At 50.1% G+C, this 18,121-nt stretch carries 17 protein-coding genes, 1 tRNA gene and 2 pseudogenes; 12 read left to right on the forward strand and 8 right to left on the reverse strand.

The features are described 5' to 3' along the window. Window positions 1–12: 12 nt before the first annotated feature. The gene (gene can / locus K7X24_RS15990; RefSeq protein WP_005969011.1) at window positions 13–654 is read left to right on the forward strand and encodes a carbonate dehydratase; all 642 of its coding nucleotides are present in this window, start codon (window positions 13–15) and stop codon (window positions 652–654) included. Window positions 655–713: 59 nt separating this feature from the next. Here the strand turns inward: can and hpt are convergent, their stop codons facing one another. After that, a complete protein-coding gene (gene hpt / locus K7X24_RS15995; RefSeq protein ID WP_011094841.1) occupies window positions 714–1,247 on the reverse strand; it encodes a hypoxanthine phosphoribosyltransferase in 534 nt (177 codons plus the stop codon). A gap of 152 nt (window positions 1,248–1,399) precedes the next feature. Between hpt and K7X24_RS16000 the strand changes: the two genes are divergently transcribed. Continuing rightward, complete coding sequence (locus K7X24_RS16000; RefSeq protein WP_219681486.1) at window positions 1,400–1,831, forward strand: GNAT family N-acetyltransferase; 432 nt, start codon at window positions 1,400–1,402, stop codon at window positions 1,829–1,831. Here K7X24_RS16000 and K7X24_RS16005 read toward each other — a convergent pair whose 3' ends face one another. Both K7X24_RS16005 and K7X24_RS16010 read right to left on the reverse strand, forming a co-directional pair. Then, entirely contained in the window at window positions 1,832–2,917 is a 1,086-nt protein-coding gene (locus K7X24_RS16005; RefSeq protein WP_224555774.1) for an ABC transporter ATP-binding protein, read from the reverse strand. It abuts the gene before it with no gap. 4 nt (window positions 2,918–2,921) lie between these two features. Further along, the gene (locus K7X24_RS16010) at window positions 2,922–4,544 is read right to left on the reverse strand and encodes an ABC transporter permease (protein ID WP_224555776.1); all 1,623 of its coding nucleotides are present in this window, start codon (window positions 4,542–4,544) and stop codon (window positions 2,922–2,924) included. A 431-nt stretch (window positions 4,545–4,975) separates the two neighbouring features. Here K7X24_RS16010 and K7X24_RS16015 point away from each other — a divergent pair, with 431 nt between their 5' ends. From K7X24_RS16015 to nrdF, 7 genes are all read left to right on the forward strand, one after another. Beyond that, window positions 4,976–5,323, forward strand: a complete 348-nt coding sequence (locus tag K7X24_RS16015) for a YacC family pilotin-like protein (RefSeq protein WP_224555778.1) — start codon at window positions 4,976–4,978, stop codon at window positions 5,321–5,323. 108 nt (window positions 5,324–5,431) lie between these two features. Beyond that, on the forward strand, window positions 5,432–6,295 hold the full coding sequence (gene speE, locus K7X24_RS16020) for a polyamine aminopropyltransferase (RefSeq protein ID WP_224555780.1): 864 nt from the start codon (window positions 5,432–5,434) through the stop codon (window positions 6,293–6,295). A gap of 45 nt (window positions 6,296–6,340) precedes the next feature. Continuing rightward, window positions 6,341–7,135, forward strand: a complete 795-nt coding sequence (speD, locus tag K7X24_RS16025; protein WP_103971458.1) for an adenosylmethionine decarboxylase — start codon at window positions 6,341–6,343, stop codon at window positions 7,133–7,135. Between the two features lie 516 nt (window positions 7,136–7,651). Then, a complete protein-coding gene (gene nrdH, locus K7X24_RS16030; protein WP_014916295.1) occupies window positions 7,652–7,891 on the forward strand; it encodes a glutaredoxin-like protein NrdH in 240 nt (79 codons plus the stop codon). A 10-nt stretch (window positions 7,892–7,901) separates the two neighbouring features. Continuing rightward, a complete protein-coding gene (gene nrdI / locus K7X24_RS16035) occupies window positions 7,902–8,309 on the forward strand; it encodes a class Ib ribonucleoside-diphosphate reductase assembly flavoprotein NrdI (RefSeq protein ID WP_224555782.1) in 408 nt (135 codons plus the stop codon). Continuing rightward, window positions 8,306–10,468 carry a class 1b ribonucleoside-diphosphate reductase subunit alpha gene (nrdE, locus tag K7X24_RS16040; RefSeq protein WP_318013144.1) on the forward strand — a complete coding sequence of 721 codons (2,163 nt, stop codon included), beginning with the start codon at window positions 8,306–8,308 and terminating at the stop codon, window positions 10,466–10,468. Before nrdI ends, nrdE begins: the two co-directional genes overlap by 4 nt. Before the next feature lie 24 nt (window positions 10,469–10,492). Next, entirely contained in the window at window positions 10,493–11,455 is a 963-nt protein-coding gene (gene nrdF / locus K7X24_RS16045) for a class 1b ribonucleoside-diphosphate reductase subunit beta (RefSeq protein ID WP_039281728.1), read from the forward strand. A gap of 110 nt (window positions 11,456–11,565) precedes the next feature. On the opposite strand, the gene K7X24_RS16050 is transcribed toward nrdF, so the two are convergent. Together K7X24_RS16050 and dnaQ are read right to left on the reverse strand one after the other, a co-directional pair. Then, a tRNA-Asp gene (locus tag K7X24_RS16050) sits at window positions 11,566–11,642 on the reverse strand. Between the two features lie 171 nt (window positions 11,643–11,813). Then, window positions 11,814–12,551, reverse strand: a complete 738-nt coding sequence (gene dnaQ / locus K7X24_RS16055; RefSeq protein ID WP_103862604.1) for a DNA polymerase III subunit epsilon — start codon at window positions 12,549–12,551, stop codon at window positions 11,814–11,816. Here dnaQ and rnhA point away from each other — a divergent pair. Next, window positions 12,505–13,072, forward strand: a pseudogene (rnhA, locus tag K7X24_RS16060) (ribonuclease HI). The gene dnaQ and the pseudogene rnhA overlap by 47 nt on opposite strands. 19 nt (window positions 13,073–13,091) lie before the next feature. Here rnhA and K7X24_RS16065 read toward each other — a convergent pair. Next, a complete protein-coding gene (locus K7X24_RS16065; RefSeq protein WP_103862605.1) occupies window positions 13,092–13,802 on the reverse strand; it encodes a class I SAM-dependent methyltransferase in 711 nt (236 codons plus the stop codon). Window positions 13,803–13,845: 43 nt separating this feature from the next. Here K7X24_RS16065 and gloB point away from each other — a divergent pair, with 43 nt between their 5' ends. Together gloB and mltD are read left to right on the forward strand one after the other, a co-directional pair. Then, entirely contained in the window at window positions 13,846–14,601 is a 756-nt protein-coding gene (gene gloB / locus K7X24_RS16070) for a hydroxyacylglutathione hydrolase (protein ID WP_224555786.1), read from the forward strand. A 70-nt stretch (window positions 14,602–14,671) separates the two neighbouring features. Then, window positions 14,672–16,045, forward strand: coding sequence for a murein transglycosylase D (gene mltD / locus K7X24_RS16075; protein ID WP_224555788.1), 1,374 nt, complete (start codon window positions 14,672–14,674; stop codon window positions 16,043–16,045). A gap of 70 nt (window positions 16,046–16,115) precedes the next feature. Here mltD and K7X24_RS16080 read toward each other — a convergent pair whose 3' ends face one another. Both K7X24_RS16080 and K7X24_RS16085 read right to left on the reverse strand, forming a co-directional pair. Beyond that, window positions 16,116–16,904: an endonuclease/exonuclease/phosphatase family protein gene (locus tag K7X24_RS16080; protein WP_224555790.1), complete on the reverse strand. Its 789-nt coding sequence runs from the start codon at window positions 16,902–16,904 to the stop codon at window positions 16,116–16,118. A 231-nt stretch (window positions 16,905–17,135) separates the two neighbouring features. Next, window positions 17,136–17,895 (reverse strand): annotated as a pseudogene (locus tag K7X24_RS16085) (transposase); the annotation flags it as partial. Window positions 17,896–18,121 lie beyond the last annotated feature (226 nt).

Here is an 18,121-nt window from a genome sequence, read left to right on the forward strand (position 1 = left end):
TCATTTACTTTCATGAAAGAAATTGAAACGCTCATCGCGAACAACCAGCTTTGGTCTAAAACGATGGTGGAAGAGGATCCTGGCTATTTTGAACGTCTGGCGCAGGCACAACGTCCCCGTTTTCTATGGATTGGATGCTCGGACAGTCGCGTACCTGCGGAAAGTCTGACCAGCCTTGAGCCTGGTGAACTGTTTGTTCACCGTAACGTCGCCAATTTGGTTATTCACACCGACCTCAATTGCCTGTCTGTCGTGCAATATGCCGTCGAAGTTCTCGAAGTCGAACATATCATTATCTGCGGCCACTACGGCTGCGGTGGTGTTCAGGCTGCGGTGGAAAACCCAGAATTGGGTTTGATTAACAACTGGCTGCTGCATATCCGTGATTTGTGGTACAAGCATAGTTCGCTGCTAGGGGAATTGCCTCCCGAACAGCGGCTGAATACGCTCTGTGAAATCAACGTTGTCGAGCAGGTTTACAACCTCGGCCACTCCACCATCATGCAGTCCGCCTGGAAGCGTGGGCAGAAAGTCACGATCCACGGTTGGGTTTACGGTATTCAGGATGGCCGTCTGCGCGATCTGGAAGTGACCGCGACCAACCGGGAGACGCTGGAACAGCGTTATCGCCGCGCGATTTCTACCCTGTCTTGATTCGCTGCCTGACGCCCACTCGCTGGGCGTCGCTCACGGCATCGGCCTTATCTGGTACGCTATTCCTGTGGAACAACCTTGCCGACGTAAGGTAAATGGCGATAGTGCTGGGCATAGTCGATGCCGTAACCCACAACAAACTCATCAGGGATCGAGAATCCAACCCACTCGACTTTCACCGCCACTTCACGGCGCTCTGGTTTATCCAGCAGCGTACAGATAGCCAGTGATTTCGGCTCACGCAGTTGCAGAATTTCCCGCACCCTGCTCAGCGTATTGCCCGAGTCGATAATATCTTCAACGATCAATACGTCTTTGCCGCGAATATCCTCATCCAGATCTTTCAGGATCTTAACATCGCGCGTACTGTTCATACCGCTGCCATAGCTGGATGCCGTCATGAAATCCACTTCGTGAGGGACATCGATCGCTCGGCATAAATCGGCCATAAAGATAAACGATCCGCGCAATAGCCCCACCAGTACCATATCGCTGCCGCTATCACGGTAGTGTTCGCTGATCTGTTGCCCCAATTCGGTAACCCGCGCCATCACTTCCTGCTCAGAAATCATGACTTCCACGGTATGTTTCATCATACTGATAACTCTTTGAAGTAAGGTATTCAGCACCATCGGCAAAATGACAAACTCATTATCGATGATGCGCCAATGCTGACGTTTGAATCAGTCTGGGCAATGCCCAAGCGTGCGAAGTATATCAGAAACCACACCATGAAGGAGACACCATGAGTACACCACCAGTGGATGTTTGCTACAAAGTGAATGCCCCGCTTTCCAGCCAGCAGTTCATTGAACTGTTGGCGAAAACTTCATTGGGGCCGCGCCGCCCGCTGGATGATGAAACAGCAATTGCAGGTATGCTTAAGCACGCCAACCTGCTGGTTTCCGCGTGGCAAGGGGAGACGTTGGTTGGGATCGCGCGCAGCGTGACGGATTTTCATTTTTGCTGTTATCTGTCCGATCTCGCGGTGTCAGAGGACTGTCAGCATGCGGGAATAGGTAAGAAGCTGATTCAACAAACCGCTCAACAGCTTGAAAAAGGCTGCAAAATTATTTTGCTGGCCGCGCCGCTGGCGGTGGATTACTACCCGAAGTTAGGGTTTGAAAAGCACAATAGCACCTGGCTCATGCCAGCGGCAGATCTGCACGAGGCGTAATCATTTCGTTTCAGGGCCGTCAGCCGAGCTGCTGACGACCGGTAAAGCAGGATACAAGACTGGAGGATCCGTCTTAATGCTTAAACGCACCTGCTGTCCTGGCTCAAACCAGTTGCCGGTCTGCACCAGCAGCATCAGCTCTCCCATCTTCACCCGATACAAGTTTGATGTGCCCATAAATAGCCTATCTTCGATCGACGCCGGACCATCGGGATCGAGTGCCAACGCCACGTCAGCCGGACGAACCATCCAGTCGCATTGTGAATCCATCGGCTGATTGAGCGGATGTGTCGCCTGATGATCGCCCAATGGGCTTTGCCATTGATGGTCGCTCATAATTTTCACAGGCAAATAGTTTGTATTCCCCATAAAATCAGCAACAAAGCGGCTATTCGGCCGATGGTACAGCTCGGAGGGATAGCCCTGCTGCATAATTTTCCCTTCATCCAGCAGAATCAGATGGTCGGCGCAGGCAAAAGCCTCCTCTCGGCTGTGCGTGGCAAAAACCGCCGCGACATGGCGCTGTTTGAGAACCTGCCGTAATTCGGTGATCAAGCGGTAGCGAGTCTGGCTGTCCAGCCCAGGGAAGGGTTCATCTAGCAACAGCAGTTTCGGCTCACAGGCTAGCGCGCGGGCAATCGCCAAACGCTGTTGCTGTTCATTCGATAGCTCGTGTGGATAGCGCGCGGCGACATCATCCAGTTGCAAGAGCGTCAACATCTCGGCACAGATTGGCTTCACCTCGCTTTCCGGGCGGCCATATAAACCAAACGCAATATTGCCTTCCACCGTCAGATGCGGAAAGAGCGCATAGTCCTGAAAAATCAGGCCAACCTGACGCAGCTCAGGCAGGACGTACTCTTGCGGTGAGCTAACAAGCTCACCCTCCAGCAAAACCTTGCCCTGAGTAATCGGCAGCAGGCCTGCGATCACCTGTAATAGCGCCGTTTTGCCACAGCCGTTTCGCCCCAACAGGCAAATCGTCTCATCATCGCGCACGGCAAAGGAGATATTCTCCAACACGGGAGACTGCTGTAGCGTACAACTTACCGCCTGAACGCTCAGAATATCTATCGACGCAGCCATGTCATTATCCTTTTATATTCAGTGCGCGATTCAGCCAGAAAACAGGGATTAGCCCCACCGCCACCAGCACCAATGCAGGAAAGGCAAATGACGCTACTTGCTCACTCGCCGTAAAGCGGAAAACATACGTTGCCAACGTATCAACCCCGAAAGGACGCAGCAGCAGCGACACATTCAGCTCTTTCATACTTTCCGTAAAAATCAACAACGCCCCAATGAACAGGCTGCGGCGCAGCAGCGGGATATGCACACGTGACCAGCGGCTGAGGGGGGAAGCGCCCAGTACAAGGCTCGCACTGTCCAGCGAACGCGGAATGGCCTCCATACTGCGTTCAAGGCTGTCCAGCATCAAACGCCCAAATTTAACGCTATAGGCGAGGATGAGAATAAACAGCGATCCCGCCAGCAAAGCCTCCGTTGGAGGTAACCCCGCAGCGCTGGCAAACAGATTAATTCCGCTGTCCACCAGCGACAGCAAGGTAAACAGTCCGACAGCCAGTACCGCGCCGGGCAAGGCAAAACTCAGGCTGACTAGCCGAACCGGCGTCTGATTGGCAAATATCCCGGCCGTGCGCGTGTAGAAAATAAACGACAGCGCCATCAGCGTAATGATGGCTGTCGCGATGGCGGACGCCAACAGGCTATTCATCACTGCATGGAGGAACGCCATATCCCATACCGACAGCATGTGTCGGAGGGCCAGAAATAATAGATACAACAGCGGGAACAGGAACGACAGACAAACGATTCCCCAACAGTAGCCACGTACCACCCTGCTGCGCCACCCGCTCAACACAGGCGGAACCACCAGAGAAGGATTCGCTTGAGCTTGATAAATTTTCTGCTTCCGACGCCAGAAATTAACCAGAAACATCAAGAGGAAGATTGCAGGCAAAATCAACACGCCAAGGCGTGCTGCCGCACCGAGCTCGCCCTGCTGCTGCCAGATATCCAGCACCTGAGTTGTCAGGGTTGGGGTATCAAGATAAGACGCCGCACCATAATCGCCCAATGTTTCGACCACCACTAGCGCACCGCCGCAGGCAATCGCAGGCCGCGCAATAGGTAAACATAAGCGGCGGAATACCTGAGCGCGCGTCTGATTCAGTAAACGCGCCGAATGGATAAGGCTGGCGGGTTGTTTCACCAGCGCTTCGCGTACCAACAGGTAAATATAGGGATAGAGCACCAGTGCCAACACCAGACTTATGCAGCCTAGCGAAACGGGTAGCCCAGCAACGTGGGATTCTCCCCACGATGGGGCTATTTGCCACCCGCCTTCCTGCAACAACTGGGACAGATGCCGTAACGCATCGGTATAAAGGTAGGCGAGCAGAAATGCGGGCATCGCAAGCGGCAGGCAAAGCGCCCATTGCAGCACGCGATGACCGGGAAAACGATACATGGCGATAAACCAAGCGGAAGGCAATCCAAACAGTAAACTGAAGAACAGCGTGCCAATTACGATGACCGCAGAATGTATCAGGTAGGTGGGTAACCCGATTTGCCACAGTTGGGTAAATCCCATCCCATCGGCAAAAAAAGCCTGATAAAAAACCGTTGCTAAAGGAAGCAGCAACAGTCCCGCCAACAACCAACTACTGACGCGCCATACACCGGAGATCATAGAATAAAAACTGTATTAGATGAGATCGCTGTTATTAATAACAGAGGCTGACGGCGGCGTCATCGTATCAAACAGCGATAAATGGGCTTTAATCCTGCGATTAACCCGAGGTGATTTCCATCACCGACCGTCAATAAAATAAAAATCAACCATTTCAATAGATTGAAATTATTCGTTCTCCACCTTTTCGTCACTCGTTTTTTATCGCAATCCCCTAAATAATTCGAGTTGCAGGATAACCCGTTAGCATTTTGAACAACACAAAGCACGGGTTCGTCAGGGCGAAATCTACGGGTGAGCCAAGTCACAAAGCCAACACCTATACCGCGTGAAGAATGACGGAGATATCAGAGGTTTCCCGTAAGAAAACTTGGAACCTCATGGGATATCTGTGATAACGTCATCTGACAACATTTGGAACAGGTTCAACCATGAAAAACTCTGCGCTGGCTCTGCTCCTGCTAAGCCTGATGAGCTTCTCTTCCGCCAGCAAGGCGCTGAATGAATTTGAAGCGGAAGATCTGGCCGATCTGACCGCGATCTTTGTTTATCTGAAAAACCACTGTGGCTATCAAGATCTGCCGAATGAACAGATTCGTCGGACGCTGGTCGCATTTGCTCAGCAAAATCGCTGGGATCTCAGCAATTACAACGCTTACAATATGACGGCGATGGGCGAAGACAGCTATCGTGACCTCAGCAACATCGCAATCCCGACCCCGAAGAAATGCCAGTCTCTGGCACGTAATTCGCTTGGTTTGCTCTCCTACGCGCAGTAATTCCCCCGCTCCTCCGCACTGACTGAAATTTGACCGTGCAAGCGGCAAAAGAGTCGGCTATGATGGCGCGCCAATTTTCATGGCTGTTATCGCGGAGGAAGCCCTAACATGTCCCAGAAAGAAATTTGGTATGAAACCCTGCATGCCAACTTTGGCCAGTATTTTTCGGTTGATCGCGTGCTGTATCACGAGAAGACCGATCATCAAGATCTCATCATCTTTGAAAACGCCGCATTAGGTCGCGTGATGGCGCTTGATGGCGTGGTGCAAACCACCGAGCGCGATGAATTCATTTATCACGAAATGCTCACTCACGTCCCCCTTCTGTCACATGGCAATGCCAAACGCGTCCTGATTATCGGTGGTGGTGATGGCGGTATGCTGCGAGAAGTCAGCCGTCACCACGGCGTCGAACAGATCACGATGGTAGAAATCGATGCGGGCGTGGTGGAGTTTTGTCGCCAGTACCTGCCCAATCACAGCGCAGGTAGCTATGACGACCCGCGTTTTAATCTGGTGATTGATGACGGCGTTAACTTTGTCAGACAGTGCAGCGAAAAATTTGACGTCATCATTTCCGACTGCACCGACCCCATCGGCCCCGGCGAAAGCCTGTTCACCTCCGATTTCTATCAGGGCTGCGCCCGTTGCCTGAACGAAGGCGGGATTTTCGTCGCTCAGAATGGCGTGTGCTTCCTGCAACAGGATGAAGCCGTCGGCAGCCATAAAAAACTCAGCCACTATTTCAACGATGTCAGCTTTTATCAGGCAGCGATCCCGACGTATTACGGCGGCATTATGACGTTTGCCTGGGCCAGCAATAATCCGGCGCTGCGTCAGACAGACACCGCCACGCTGCGCCAACGTTTTGCGCAATCCGCTATCGCCTGTCGCTATTACACGCCTGATGTTCACATCGGCAGCTTTGCCCTGCCACAGTATCTGCTGAGCGCGCTACAGAATGCGCAATAATCCATCACTTAGGATAATCACACCACCACAAGGGGGTGACGTAAATTGCACAAGCTGAAACTACACGGCTTCAACAACCTGACGAAAAGCCTGAGTTTTTGTATCTACGATATCTGTTACACCAAAACGGCCGACGATCGCGATGGTTATATCGCCTATATCGACGAACAATATAACGCTAACCGTTTAACAGAAATCCTCACTGAAACCTGCTCAATTATCGGTGCCAACGTCCTTAACATCGCGCGTCAGGACTACGATCCACAAGGCGCCAGCGTGACCATTCTGGTCAGCGAAGAGCCCATCGATCCACGTGACGTGGATACCTCAGAACACCCTGGGCCGCTACCCAACTCCGTCGTGGCGCACCTGGATAAAAGCCATATCTGTGTTCATACCTACCCAGAAAGCCACCCAGAAGGCGGGCTTTGTACCTTCCGTGCGGATATCGAAGTCTCTACCTGTGGCGTAATTTCGCCGCTGAAGGCGCTGAACTACCTCATCCACCAGCTTGAATCCGATATTGTGACCATCGACTATCGCGTGCGAGGATTTACCCGTGATGTCAACGGCATAAAACATTTCATCGATCATCAGATCAATTCGGTTCAGAACTTCATGTCCGAGGATATGAAAGCGCTCTATCACATGATGGACGTGAACGTGTATCAGGAAAATATTTTTCATACCAAGATGTTATTGAAGGATTTCGACCTGAAACACTACCTGTTCAACGTCAGCCCTGAAGAACTCAGCACTGCTGAACGGAAAAGAATCACCGATCTGCTATATCACGAAATGCAGGAAATCTATTACGGCAGAAACCTGCCCGTCCTGTAATTGACGGCCTCAGGCAGCGATGCTGCACCAGCTATTGGTAAGCTTGTTTGCAGAACGAAAACGGTGGTAATGGAATAGAAGAGTAAAGCGTTTGCGCCAGGGATGGCGCAAGCCGAGCTTACAGGGAGGTACTTGCAGCGTCTTTACGATCTATCCATTACCACCGCTCGACGCACTTTGTCGGCAATCTTAGGTAACATTTCCATTTCCCAAACTCTCCTTTTTGTTTTTTCGCACACTATTTCGTCAAAAATGATGCGCGTCACATTTATTTATTTCTACATTTTTTACTTGCATTCTCTCCCAGCCTTGTTGCATCTGGGTTTGCGTCAATTGGTATAAGGCCAACTAAAAATCATATATCTTGTGTGGTTGAAATTTAAAATACCTACATCTAGTATTCCTTGTGTAGCCCTCGCGTAACAGGTCGCTACACAGTGGATCGGCTCGGGTGCACATGTCCTGAAGATAGCCGCTCCGACATACTTCTTTCACGCCAAAGGGTAAATACGAATCATGCGTATTACTATTTTCACTAAGCCAGATTGTGTTCAGTGCAACGCCACATGCCGTGCGCTGGACAAGCAAGGAATTAACTATCAACTGGTGGACTTAACTGAAGATGAACAGGCGTTACAGCAGGTAAGAGCGTTGGGCTATCAACAGGTACCCGTCGTGATGACGGCCGACGATCATTGGAGCGGCTTCCGCCCAGATAAGATCAGTACTCTGAACGCCGCCCTGCAATTGCAGTAAGGGGGGCAATATGAACCCGCTGGTCTATTTCTCCAGCCAGTCGGAAAACACGCATCGCTTCATTTCTCGGGTTGGCTTGCCAGCCCTGAGAATCCCGATAGCGATAGAACAGCCTGCATTGAAAGTTGATCGCCCCTATATTCTGGTTGTCCCCAGCTACGGCGGAGGCAGCACGAAAGGGGCTGTGCCGCGTCAGGTCATCATCTTTCTCAACGATCCACACAACCGCGCTTATCTGCGCGGCGTGATTGCAGCAGGCAATACCAATTTCGGTGCAGCGTACTGCATCGCTGGCGACATCATTGTGCAGAAATGTCAGGTGCCTTACCTGTACCGCTTTGAATTGCTCGGCACGGCAGAAGACATTGAAAATGTGCGTAAGGGAGTAACTGAATTTTGGCAACAACAGACCACGTGAGTGCAAAGGCAACCAAGGCCGAAGCGGACGCCCACTCGCTCGATTACCATACACTCGACTACCATGCGCTGAACGCGATGCTCAACCTCTACGACGCAGAGGGGAATATCCAGTTCGAGATGGATAAGCTCGCGGCACGCCGTTATTTCCTGCAGCATGTGAACCAGAACACCGTGTTCTTCCACAATCTGGAAGAAAAGCTACGTTATCTGGTGGAAGAAGGCTACTACGAAGCAGAAGTACTGGATCAGTATCATTTCGATTTCATCAAAATCCTTTTCCAGCAGGCTTACGCTCACAAGTTCCGCTTTCAAACCTTTCTGGGTGCGTTCAAATACTACACTGGCTATACGCTGAAAACATTTGATGGCAAACGCTATCTGGAGCGCTACGAAGATCGCGTCTGCCTCGTGGCACTGACTCTCGCCAAAGGGGATACCGCACTCGCTAGCGCACTGGTCGACGAGATCATCAGTGGACGCTTCCAGCCTGCCACCCCCACGTTCCTCAATTGCGGTAAAAAGCAGCGCGGCGAGCTGGTCTCCTGCTTCCTGCTGCGCATTGAAGACAATATGGAATCGATTGGTCGCGCGATTAATTCCGCGCTTCAGCTCTCAAAACGCGGCGGCGGCGTGGCCTTCATGCTCAGCAACATCCGCGAAACCGGTGCGCCGATCAAACGTATCGAAAACCAGTCGTCCGGCATAATCCCGATCATGAAAATGCTGGAAGATGCCTTCTCCTACGCTAACCAGCTTGGTGCGCGTCAGGGCGCGGGGGCGGTGTACCTCAATGCGCATCACCCAGATATTCTGCGTTTTCTGGATACCAAGCGGGAAAATGCCGATGAGAAAATCCGCATCAAGACGCTGTCTTTAGGTGTGGTCATCCCCGATATCACGTTCCAGCTCGCGAAGAATAATCAGGTGATGTACCTGTTCTCACCTTATGATGTCGAGCAGGTTTATGGCGTGCCGCTGTCGGAAATTAGCGTCACCGAAAAATACCATGAGATGGTAAACGACAAGCGCATCCGTAAATCCCAAATCAAAGCGCGCGAATTCTTCCAGATCCTCGCCGAAATCCAGTTCGAGTCCGGTTATCCCTATATGATGTTTGAGGATACCGTGAATCGCGCGAACCCGATTCACGGCCGCGTCAACATGAGTAACCTGTGCTCTGAGATTTTGCAGGTCAACGAGGCCAGCCTGTACGACGACGATCTTGGCTACAGCCACATTGGTAAAGACATCTCCTGTAACCTCGGATCGATGAATATCGCCAACGCAATGGCCTCGCCCGATTTCGGCCAGACGGTTGAAATGGCGATCCGTGCGCTGACCGCCGTTTCCGATATGAGCCACATCAGCTCCGTGCCATCTATCGAAAAAGGCAACGATCAATCGCATGCGATTGGCTTAGGCCAGATGAACCTGCACGGCTATCTGGCGAAAGAGCGGATTTTTTACGGCACAGAAGAAGCCGTCGATTTCACCAATATCTATTTCTACACCGTCGCTTTCCACGCAATTCGGGCATCGAATGCGTTAGCGATAGAGCGGGACCAGCGCTTCTCAGGCTTTGAACTCTCAAAATACGCCACAGGTGAGTATTTTGATAAGTACATCGAGCAAATCTGGGAACCCACAACGGCACGCGCACGTGAGCTGTTTGAACAATCTGGCATCCACATTCCCACTCAGCAGGACTGGGCGGCACTGCGCGAATCTGTCATTGCGCACGGCATTTACAACCAGAACTTGCAGGCGGTTCCTCCGACCGGTTCGATTTCATATATCAACCACTCGACGTCCAGCATCCACCCAATTGTGTCACGTATCGAAATTCGTAAAGAGGGCAAGATTGGTCGCGTCTACTACCCTGCCCCTTACATGAACAATGACAATCTGGAGTATTACCAGGATGCCTATGAAATCGGGCCGCAGAAGATTATCGACACCTATGCCGCCGCCACGCAGCACGTCGATCAAGGACTGTCGTTGACGCTGTTTTTCCGCGATACCGCCACCACGCGCGACATCAATAAAGCGCAGATCTACGCCTGGACCAAAGGCATTAAGACTATTTATTACATTCGCATACGGCAGATGGCGCTGGAAGGCACCGAAGTTCAGGGCTGTGTGTCCTGTGCGCTATAAGCCATCGCGGAAGGAAATCGAAGCATGACCGCACTCACTCGCGTCCAGGCGATTAACTGGAACAAAATTGAAGACGACAAAGATTTGGAAGTCTGGAATCGGCTGACGTCTAACTTCTGGCTGCCTGAAAAAGTGCCGCTTTCTAACGATATTCCGTCGTGGAGTACGCTGAATGCTCGCGAGCGTCAGTTGACGATCCGCGTGTTCACCGGCCTAACGCTGTTAGATACCATCCAAAATACGCTAGGCGCGCCGACGCTCATGCCCGATGCGGTGACACCGCATGAAGAAGCCGTGCTGTCTAACATAAGCTTTATGGAAGCTGTGCATGCCCGCTCATACAGCTCTATTTTCTCGACGCTGTGTCTAACCAGCGAAGTTGATGATGCGTATCGCTGGAGCGAAGAGAATACAGCGCTACAGAAGAAGTCCGACATTATCCTGTCGCACTACCGCAGTGACGATCCGCTGATGAAGAAAGTCGCCAGCGTGTTTCTGGAGTCGTTCCTGTTCTACTCTGGCTTCTACCTGCCGATGTACTGGTCAAGCCGTGCCAAATTGACCAACACGGCGGATTTGATCCGGCTTATCATCCGCGACGAAGCGGTACACGGCTACTATATTGGCTACAAATTCCAGCGTGGATTGGCAAAGGCCGATCCTGCTCGTCAGCAGCAGGTGAAAAATTTCGCCTACGATCTGCTACAGGATTTGTATGACAATGAGGTGTTGTATACGCAGGAGCTCTATGACGGCGTCGGTTGGACGGAAGACGTGAAGAAATTCCTCCACTACAACGCGAACAAAGCGCTGATGAATCTGGGTTATGAAGCGTTGTTCCCCGCCAGCATGACGGATGTGAATCCCGCGATTCTCTCAGCGCTATCGCCAAACGCTGATGAGAACCACGACTTCTTCTCTGGCTCAGGTTCATCTTATGTGATCGGTAAAGCCGTCAACACCGAAGACGAAGACTGGGACTTCTAAAAAAACGGCCACCGCGTCCTGGGTGGCCATATTTTTTCTACAACTCTTTTTCTACAGAGCAAGAAATGAAAAAACCCTGAATCATTGCTGATTCAGGGCCTTCATATAAGTGGCGGAACGGACGGGGCTCGAACCCGCGACCCCCTGCGTGACAGGCAGGTATTCTAACCAACTGAACTACCGCTCCACTCGTGCTCACTGAGCGGGATGAATACTAAGATGATGGCACTATTACGTCAATGCTTTTTATAACTAACCGTTTCTGTTTGCTTATAATTTCATCTTACTGACTATTCTCTCACCCGCAGTGCGATCAACCGATTCTTTTTACTGCGCAAAGGACGATATTACGGCGGTGCTATTCAGCCCGCCACAGGCAACTACCGCCTTTTTTAGCAATCAGATCCAGACGTTGTTCATGCGCTAACAGCTCTGCCTCATCAGCGTAAAGCACCTTTAACGCCGATTGAGGACGGACGATTCTCTGGATCGTTTCAGTATTATCACTCTTCTGCTGCGCTTCACCTTCCATCGAAAAAGTCAGAGAAGTTTGACCGCCAGTCATCGCCAGATAAACTTCTGCCAAAATCTCGGCATCGAGCAATGCGCCGTGCAGCGTACGCTTACTGTTATCTATCAGGTAGCGATCGCAGAGTGCATCCAAACTGTTACGCTTGCCGGGAAAGATCTTCCGCGCCATCAACAGGCTATCAGTGATCTTACAGAACGTTTCGGTCTTGGGTATATCACGATTCAGCAATCGGAATTCGTAATCCATAAAGCCGATGTCAAACGTCGCGTTATGAATGACTAACTCCGCGCCACGGATAAAATCGAGGAAGTCATCCACGACATCCGCATACGTCGGTTTATCAGCCAGAAACTCATCGCTGATACCATGTATGTTATAGGCTTCTGGATCCACTAAACGATCGGGTTTGATGTAGACATGGAAATGACGACCAGTCAGGCGCCGGTTAATCACTTCGACCGCACCGATCTCGATAATTTTATGCCCTTCGTAGTGAACCCCCAGCTTATTCATACCGGTGGTTTCTGTATCCAGGACGATTTGTCGCGTAATTTCAGTGCTCATCGTTTTCGTTTTATGTCAGACTTGCCGTTTTTACCATAAGGGAGAGTCTACCAGAGATGCGCAAACAGGTAGAAATTTTCACCGACGGATCTTGCCTCGGTAATCCCGGCCCCGGTGGCTATGGCGCCCTGCTGCGCTACAAACAGCACGAAAAAGCGTTAAGTGCAGGCTATCGTCTTACGACGAACAACAGAATGGAGCTGATGGCTGCGATTGCAGCGCTTGAAACGCTGACTACCGCATGCGATGTGGTGCTCTGCACTGACAGCCAATATGTTCGTCAGGGGATAACCAGCTGGATTCATAACTGGAAAAAGCGTGGTTGGAAAACTGCCGATAAAAAACCGGTCAAAAACGTCGATCTCTGGCAAAAACTGGATGCCGCGATTCAACACCACTCCGTGCGCTGGGAATGGGTAAAAGGGCACGCCGGGCATCCGGAAAACGAGCGCTGTGATGAACTCGCGCGCGCTGCCGCAAGTGCACCAACGCTTGAAGACACCGGCTATCAGGCTGAGTAACTCACCGTAGGCGTTCGCCTCATCTCCGATATATCTTTGTTGCGCCCACCGTGCGGCGCACTGGTGCTTTACGCAATCTCGCTCTCATTGGGGTAAATGTCAGTGGAATTGTGCGCTTTCGGGCAATAATCAGCGTCAGACACCCTAGCATCGGAATATGTTTATTCAACTTCCCTTTGTTTCTTCGCCATGGCGTAACGTGAAAATGGGTCTGATGGATAACCTCATAGTTCAATAGCCCCAGCCAGTCCGTAATACGCATTTGAGTAAACATACGGCTGCAATAAGGGTGTTTCTTATTGAGTCTGGGGATCAGTTTGCCAAGGCCAACCAGACTGATCGGATTAAACGAACTCAATATTAGCCAACCATCGTCGATCAAGACGCGGTCAACCTCCCGCAGAATACGATGCGGGTCCGGTGAATAAGACAGCGTTTGAGCGAGCAGGCAGGCATCGATCGACTTTTCAGAGAAAGGTAATTGATGAGCATCTGCAATAACCTGAAGATTATCACCGTGTGGGGCAACATTAACCTGATGCGCAATCGCGCACTCTGTTATGTGGATTTCCGCGCTCAGCGCCCCTACCTTGATAAGATGAAAACCAAAGAGTTTTGGCCACCATGGCAGCAAGGCCTGTTCAAGCGACTCGCGATAAAATTGCCCGCAGGTGATATCATCCCATGAATCAGGTGCAACAATGGTCTGAGGGATTTGTGCCGATTTCATCTTCTGTTCTCGTCCTCAGGCTACTAGCAAAAAGAGGTGATGAATGAATCTTATCAGTATCCCTGCACTTCAGGACAACTACATTTGGTTATTAAGCAACAAAGAAAACCGCTGTGTGATCGTCGATCCCGGTGAGGCAACTCCAGTGCTTAATACGCTCGATCAACACTCACTTTTCCCCGAAGCCATTTTGCTCACTCACCACCATAATGATCATGTCGGAGGCGTCAGTGAACTCCTCAAGCATTACCCTAATCTGCCTGTTTTTGGTCCAAAAGAAACCGCTAAATGCGGCGCAACCTACCTGGTGGAAGAAGGAAATACCGTCTCTTTGTTAAATTCGGAATTTTCTGTAATTGAGGTTCCAGGACACACATCAGGTCATATTGCTTACTACAATGCGCCATTTTTGTTCTGTGGTGACACCCTATTTTCAGCGGGATGCGGTCGTATTCTTGAGGGCACACCGAGACAGATGTATGAATCAATTCAAAAAATAGCGAAACTCCCTAATGATACGGTAGTGTGCTGTGCTCATGAATACACGCTATCAAACTTAAGGTTTTCTAATGCGATATTGCCAGAAGATCCCAATATTGAAGCTTATCTCTATAAAATCAGTCAGATACGAGAAAAATTGCAGTCTAGCTTACCTACCACATTAGGGCTGGAGAGAAGAATCAACCTATTCCTACGCTGTCATGAAATTGATTTAAAAAGGAAATTATCAAAGAAACCTGAAAATATAGAGAATTGGCAAGTTTTTGAGATGCTACGCAGCAAGAAAGACTGCTTCTGAAGGTTTAGGTTGTGCTATTCATCTAATCAAAGTATCCTTGCTCGTCTTTTAAGCAACTATTGACCAACATATGAAGGCTAAAGCGATGCTCATCGCCTCAGTCTTGCTGGCGGGTTGTCAGGTCTCACCACATGACACCTCGCAACCTAAACAGCATGCACAGAGTTTGTCTTCGGCAAGTCAAAGTGAAGCAGGAAAGTACACAGATGGCCGAGAGGCTTCCGCGCGATGGTTAGATGACGATAGCCTCGCGCAACGAGATCTGTGGAACTTCATTGGCGACGAGCTGAAGATGGAGGTTCCGGAAAACGCCCGGATCCGCGAACAAAAAACGCGTTATTTGAAAAATAAGAGCTATCTCCACGATGTAACATTACGGGCAGAGCCGTACATGTACTGGATAGTCGAGCAGATTAAGCAACGTAAAATGCCGATGGAACTGGTACTGCTACCCATAGTGGAGAGCGCTTTTGATCCAAGTGCCACATCATCCGCCAATGCCGCAGGGCTATGGCAGATTATCCCTGGCACAGGACGTAATTATGGTTTGAAACAAAACCAGTGGTACGACGGACGTCGCGACGTGATTGCGTCTACGACAGCTGCGCTGGATATGATGCAACGACTTAACACAATGTTTGATGGCGACTGGTTATTGACAGTTGCTGCTTATAACAGTGGTGAAGGCCGCGTCATGCAGGCGATGAAAGCGAATAAAGCAAAAGGGAAATCAACCAACTTCTGGGCACTGGCGTTACCGCGTGAAACGTCGATCTATGTTCCTAAGATGCTGGCTTTGAGTGATATTCTTAAAAACAGTAAGAAGTATGGCGTGAGTCTACCGCAGCCCAATGAAAGCCGTGCATTAGCAAAGGTCGAACTGGGGCAGCAGATAGAACTGACACAAGCCGCTGAGATGGCTGGGTTGTCGTTGAATAAGTTGAAGAGCTATAACTCGGGCTATAAACGTAATGTTACCGCACCAAATGGGCCACATTACATTATGGTTCCTAAAGCTCACGTTGAGCAGTTGAAAGATTCACTGGCTGATGGTGACATCGCGGCGATTCAACCAACACACTTAGCGCAAACACAGTCAACGCCAGCATCACAGCAGTATAAGGTACGCTCAGGTGATACCTTATCAGCCATTGCGGCACGGCTTAATGTCAGCACGAAAGATTTGCAGAGCTGGAACAATTTGCGTAGCGCAGGTGCGCTCAAGGTTGGTCAAACGCTGCAAGTTGCCAAAGCTTCAGGCAATAGCAGTTCTATCACCTATCAGGTTAGGAAGGGTGATTCACTGGCAAGCATTGCCAAACGTCACGGTGTAAATATCGCTGATGTGATGCGCTGGAATACGGTTATCAACAAGAATGCCAATATCCAGCCAGGCGATCGTCTGACGCTTTATGTTAGCAGCAACATAAAACCTGATTCTTAACGTCATATCAGGATATCAGTAATGAGAAACAGCCCTCCTACAGATGTAGAGGGCTGTTTTTTTATAGCGATTAACTCAGGCTAAATTCAACGAGTAGTGGGTTGTGGTCTGAGGCCTGAGTCACCAATACAGAAGACTGGTTAACGGTCAGCTCACGGTAAAAGACGAAATCGAGTGGTCGACCAAACGCCTTGCGCCGTTGGTCATCAACGAAATATACCTCCTGCAATCCCATCCTTACCGCAAACCGATTAAGAGCGTTGATACGCTGTTGACTCCATGCATTAAAATCTCCAGCCATAATAGCCGGTCCCTGATGATGTACGAGTTGTTCCCCAATCGCAGCCAGTTGCTTGGTATAAACCTCAACACCAAAGCTAAAGTTAACCGCATGGATATTGATAACCATCAGTCTTTGGCCATTCTGAAGCGCGTAGACCGTCACCAAAGAGGACTTAGCCAAACGCAACAGGGGTTCCCTTTCACGTAAGGGGCAGCAATATACTGGCTGGGCTGCTGATAGCGTCATTACACCGGATGGATGTTGCGGGAGGATAATGGCGGGGACCTGATCGGCTGAGAGATAGTTGGTGGTTGCAAAACGGATGAGCTCTGGCGTACTTTGCGCTTCCTGCAACAGGACTAGCTGGGTACCTTTACCGAAATTTTGCAACACGGAAAGCCAGTTCATTCGTTGCTGCTTAAAAATATTCCACACCATTACGCGCAAAACATCCCCCTCCAGCAACAATGAGCCTGTCGGTAGCACTTGCTCCGTATAATGCATTTCCCCGGGAGGAAAGATACGTTCAGCTGGTTGGCCAGCAACATACCTCATTGCATAGGTTCTTTTCCGCACGCCTAATCCACTATCAGTTTCAATACTCTAAATACCCTATCAAAAAAGAGCACTCTTCTGTTATAAGAATTTTATCGCTGGAGTTGCCCCAACTAAAACGGACACGGCTAATTAATAGCTAACATGGCATCGCGATATTCGCGTGGGGATTTCATATTCAAAGCTGCCATTTTTACCCCAGGTGGGTCTGTTTTACATTGGCATGTGGGTCATTTTTACATCGGTACTAACAATTCGTACCACTTCACGGTTCCAGCAGCGGATTTCAAAGCCGTCAGAGCACCACCAGGTATCCGGTTTCAGTGTGATCACATTACCGGTATGGTTTCGGTGTTTTTCTCATGACCCGATTTTGCCAGCAGCAGGTTATGGTGTTTCATGATCCGGTATATCCGCTTTGGATTTACCCGGCGACATCTTCTTAACCTGCGATTCAGATGTGCGGTGACCCTACGATAGCCATTTGTCGAGCGCTGGCTGCATATCTGTCTGATTGATGACAATAATTCCTCATCCGCTTCTTTGCTGTAACGCGCCATACGGGACAGTCGCTGCCCACTCAGGCGTTCATAAAGATTAGACCGTGATACCTGCAGTACCTGTATTATCCGGATTAGGGGATATCGTCCGGTGGCAGCAATGGCATGCGCGATGTCAACTTTTTTGACTGCGCTATCTCCAGCGCATCGCGGAGGATTTCGGCTTCCATTGTTTTACGTCCCAGCATCTGCTCAAGCTGTTTTACCTTTTTTTCCAGTTCCTTAACTTCAGCAACACTGACAACGTCATCGCCAGCAGCGATCGCAGATTGGCCACCTTCGTTCATAAGTCGTTTCCATTTAAAAAGCAGACTGGGTGTAATGCCGTATTGCCGGGCAACCAGAGAAACGGAATAGCTGGGTTGCATGGACAGCGCAACAAAACGGGACTTTTCTTCGGCAGTATAACGGCGTCGCTTCTGCTCGCCAGTGACCACTTCGATTCTTTGCACAAGACACTCCTTAAACATAGGTCTATGCCTATGTCTTATTGATGAAGTGTCCGGTTTAAATGGGGGCTACTACAATCGCAGACTTGCAATGTACGCTCGGCGATAGGATAGGAAAAAATGAAATGATCGGCAAAAACAAGAAGAAGAGACAGATTCATCTAAAAAATTCTAATATTCAAGTATGCAAAAAGCCCTAAGCGTTAGCTTAGGGCTTTTTGCATAATAA

Source organism: Pectobacterium versatile, assembly GCF_020166435.1.
GTDB lineage: Bacteria > Pseudomonadota > Gammaproteobacteria > Enterobacterales > Enterobacteriaceae > Pectobacterium > Pectobacterium versatile.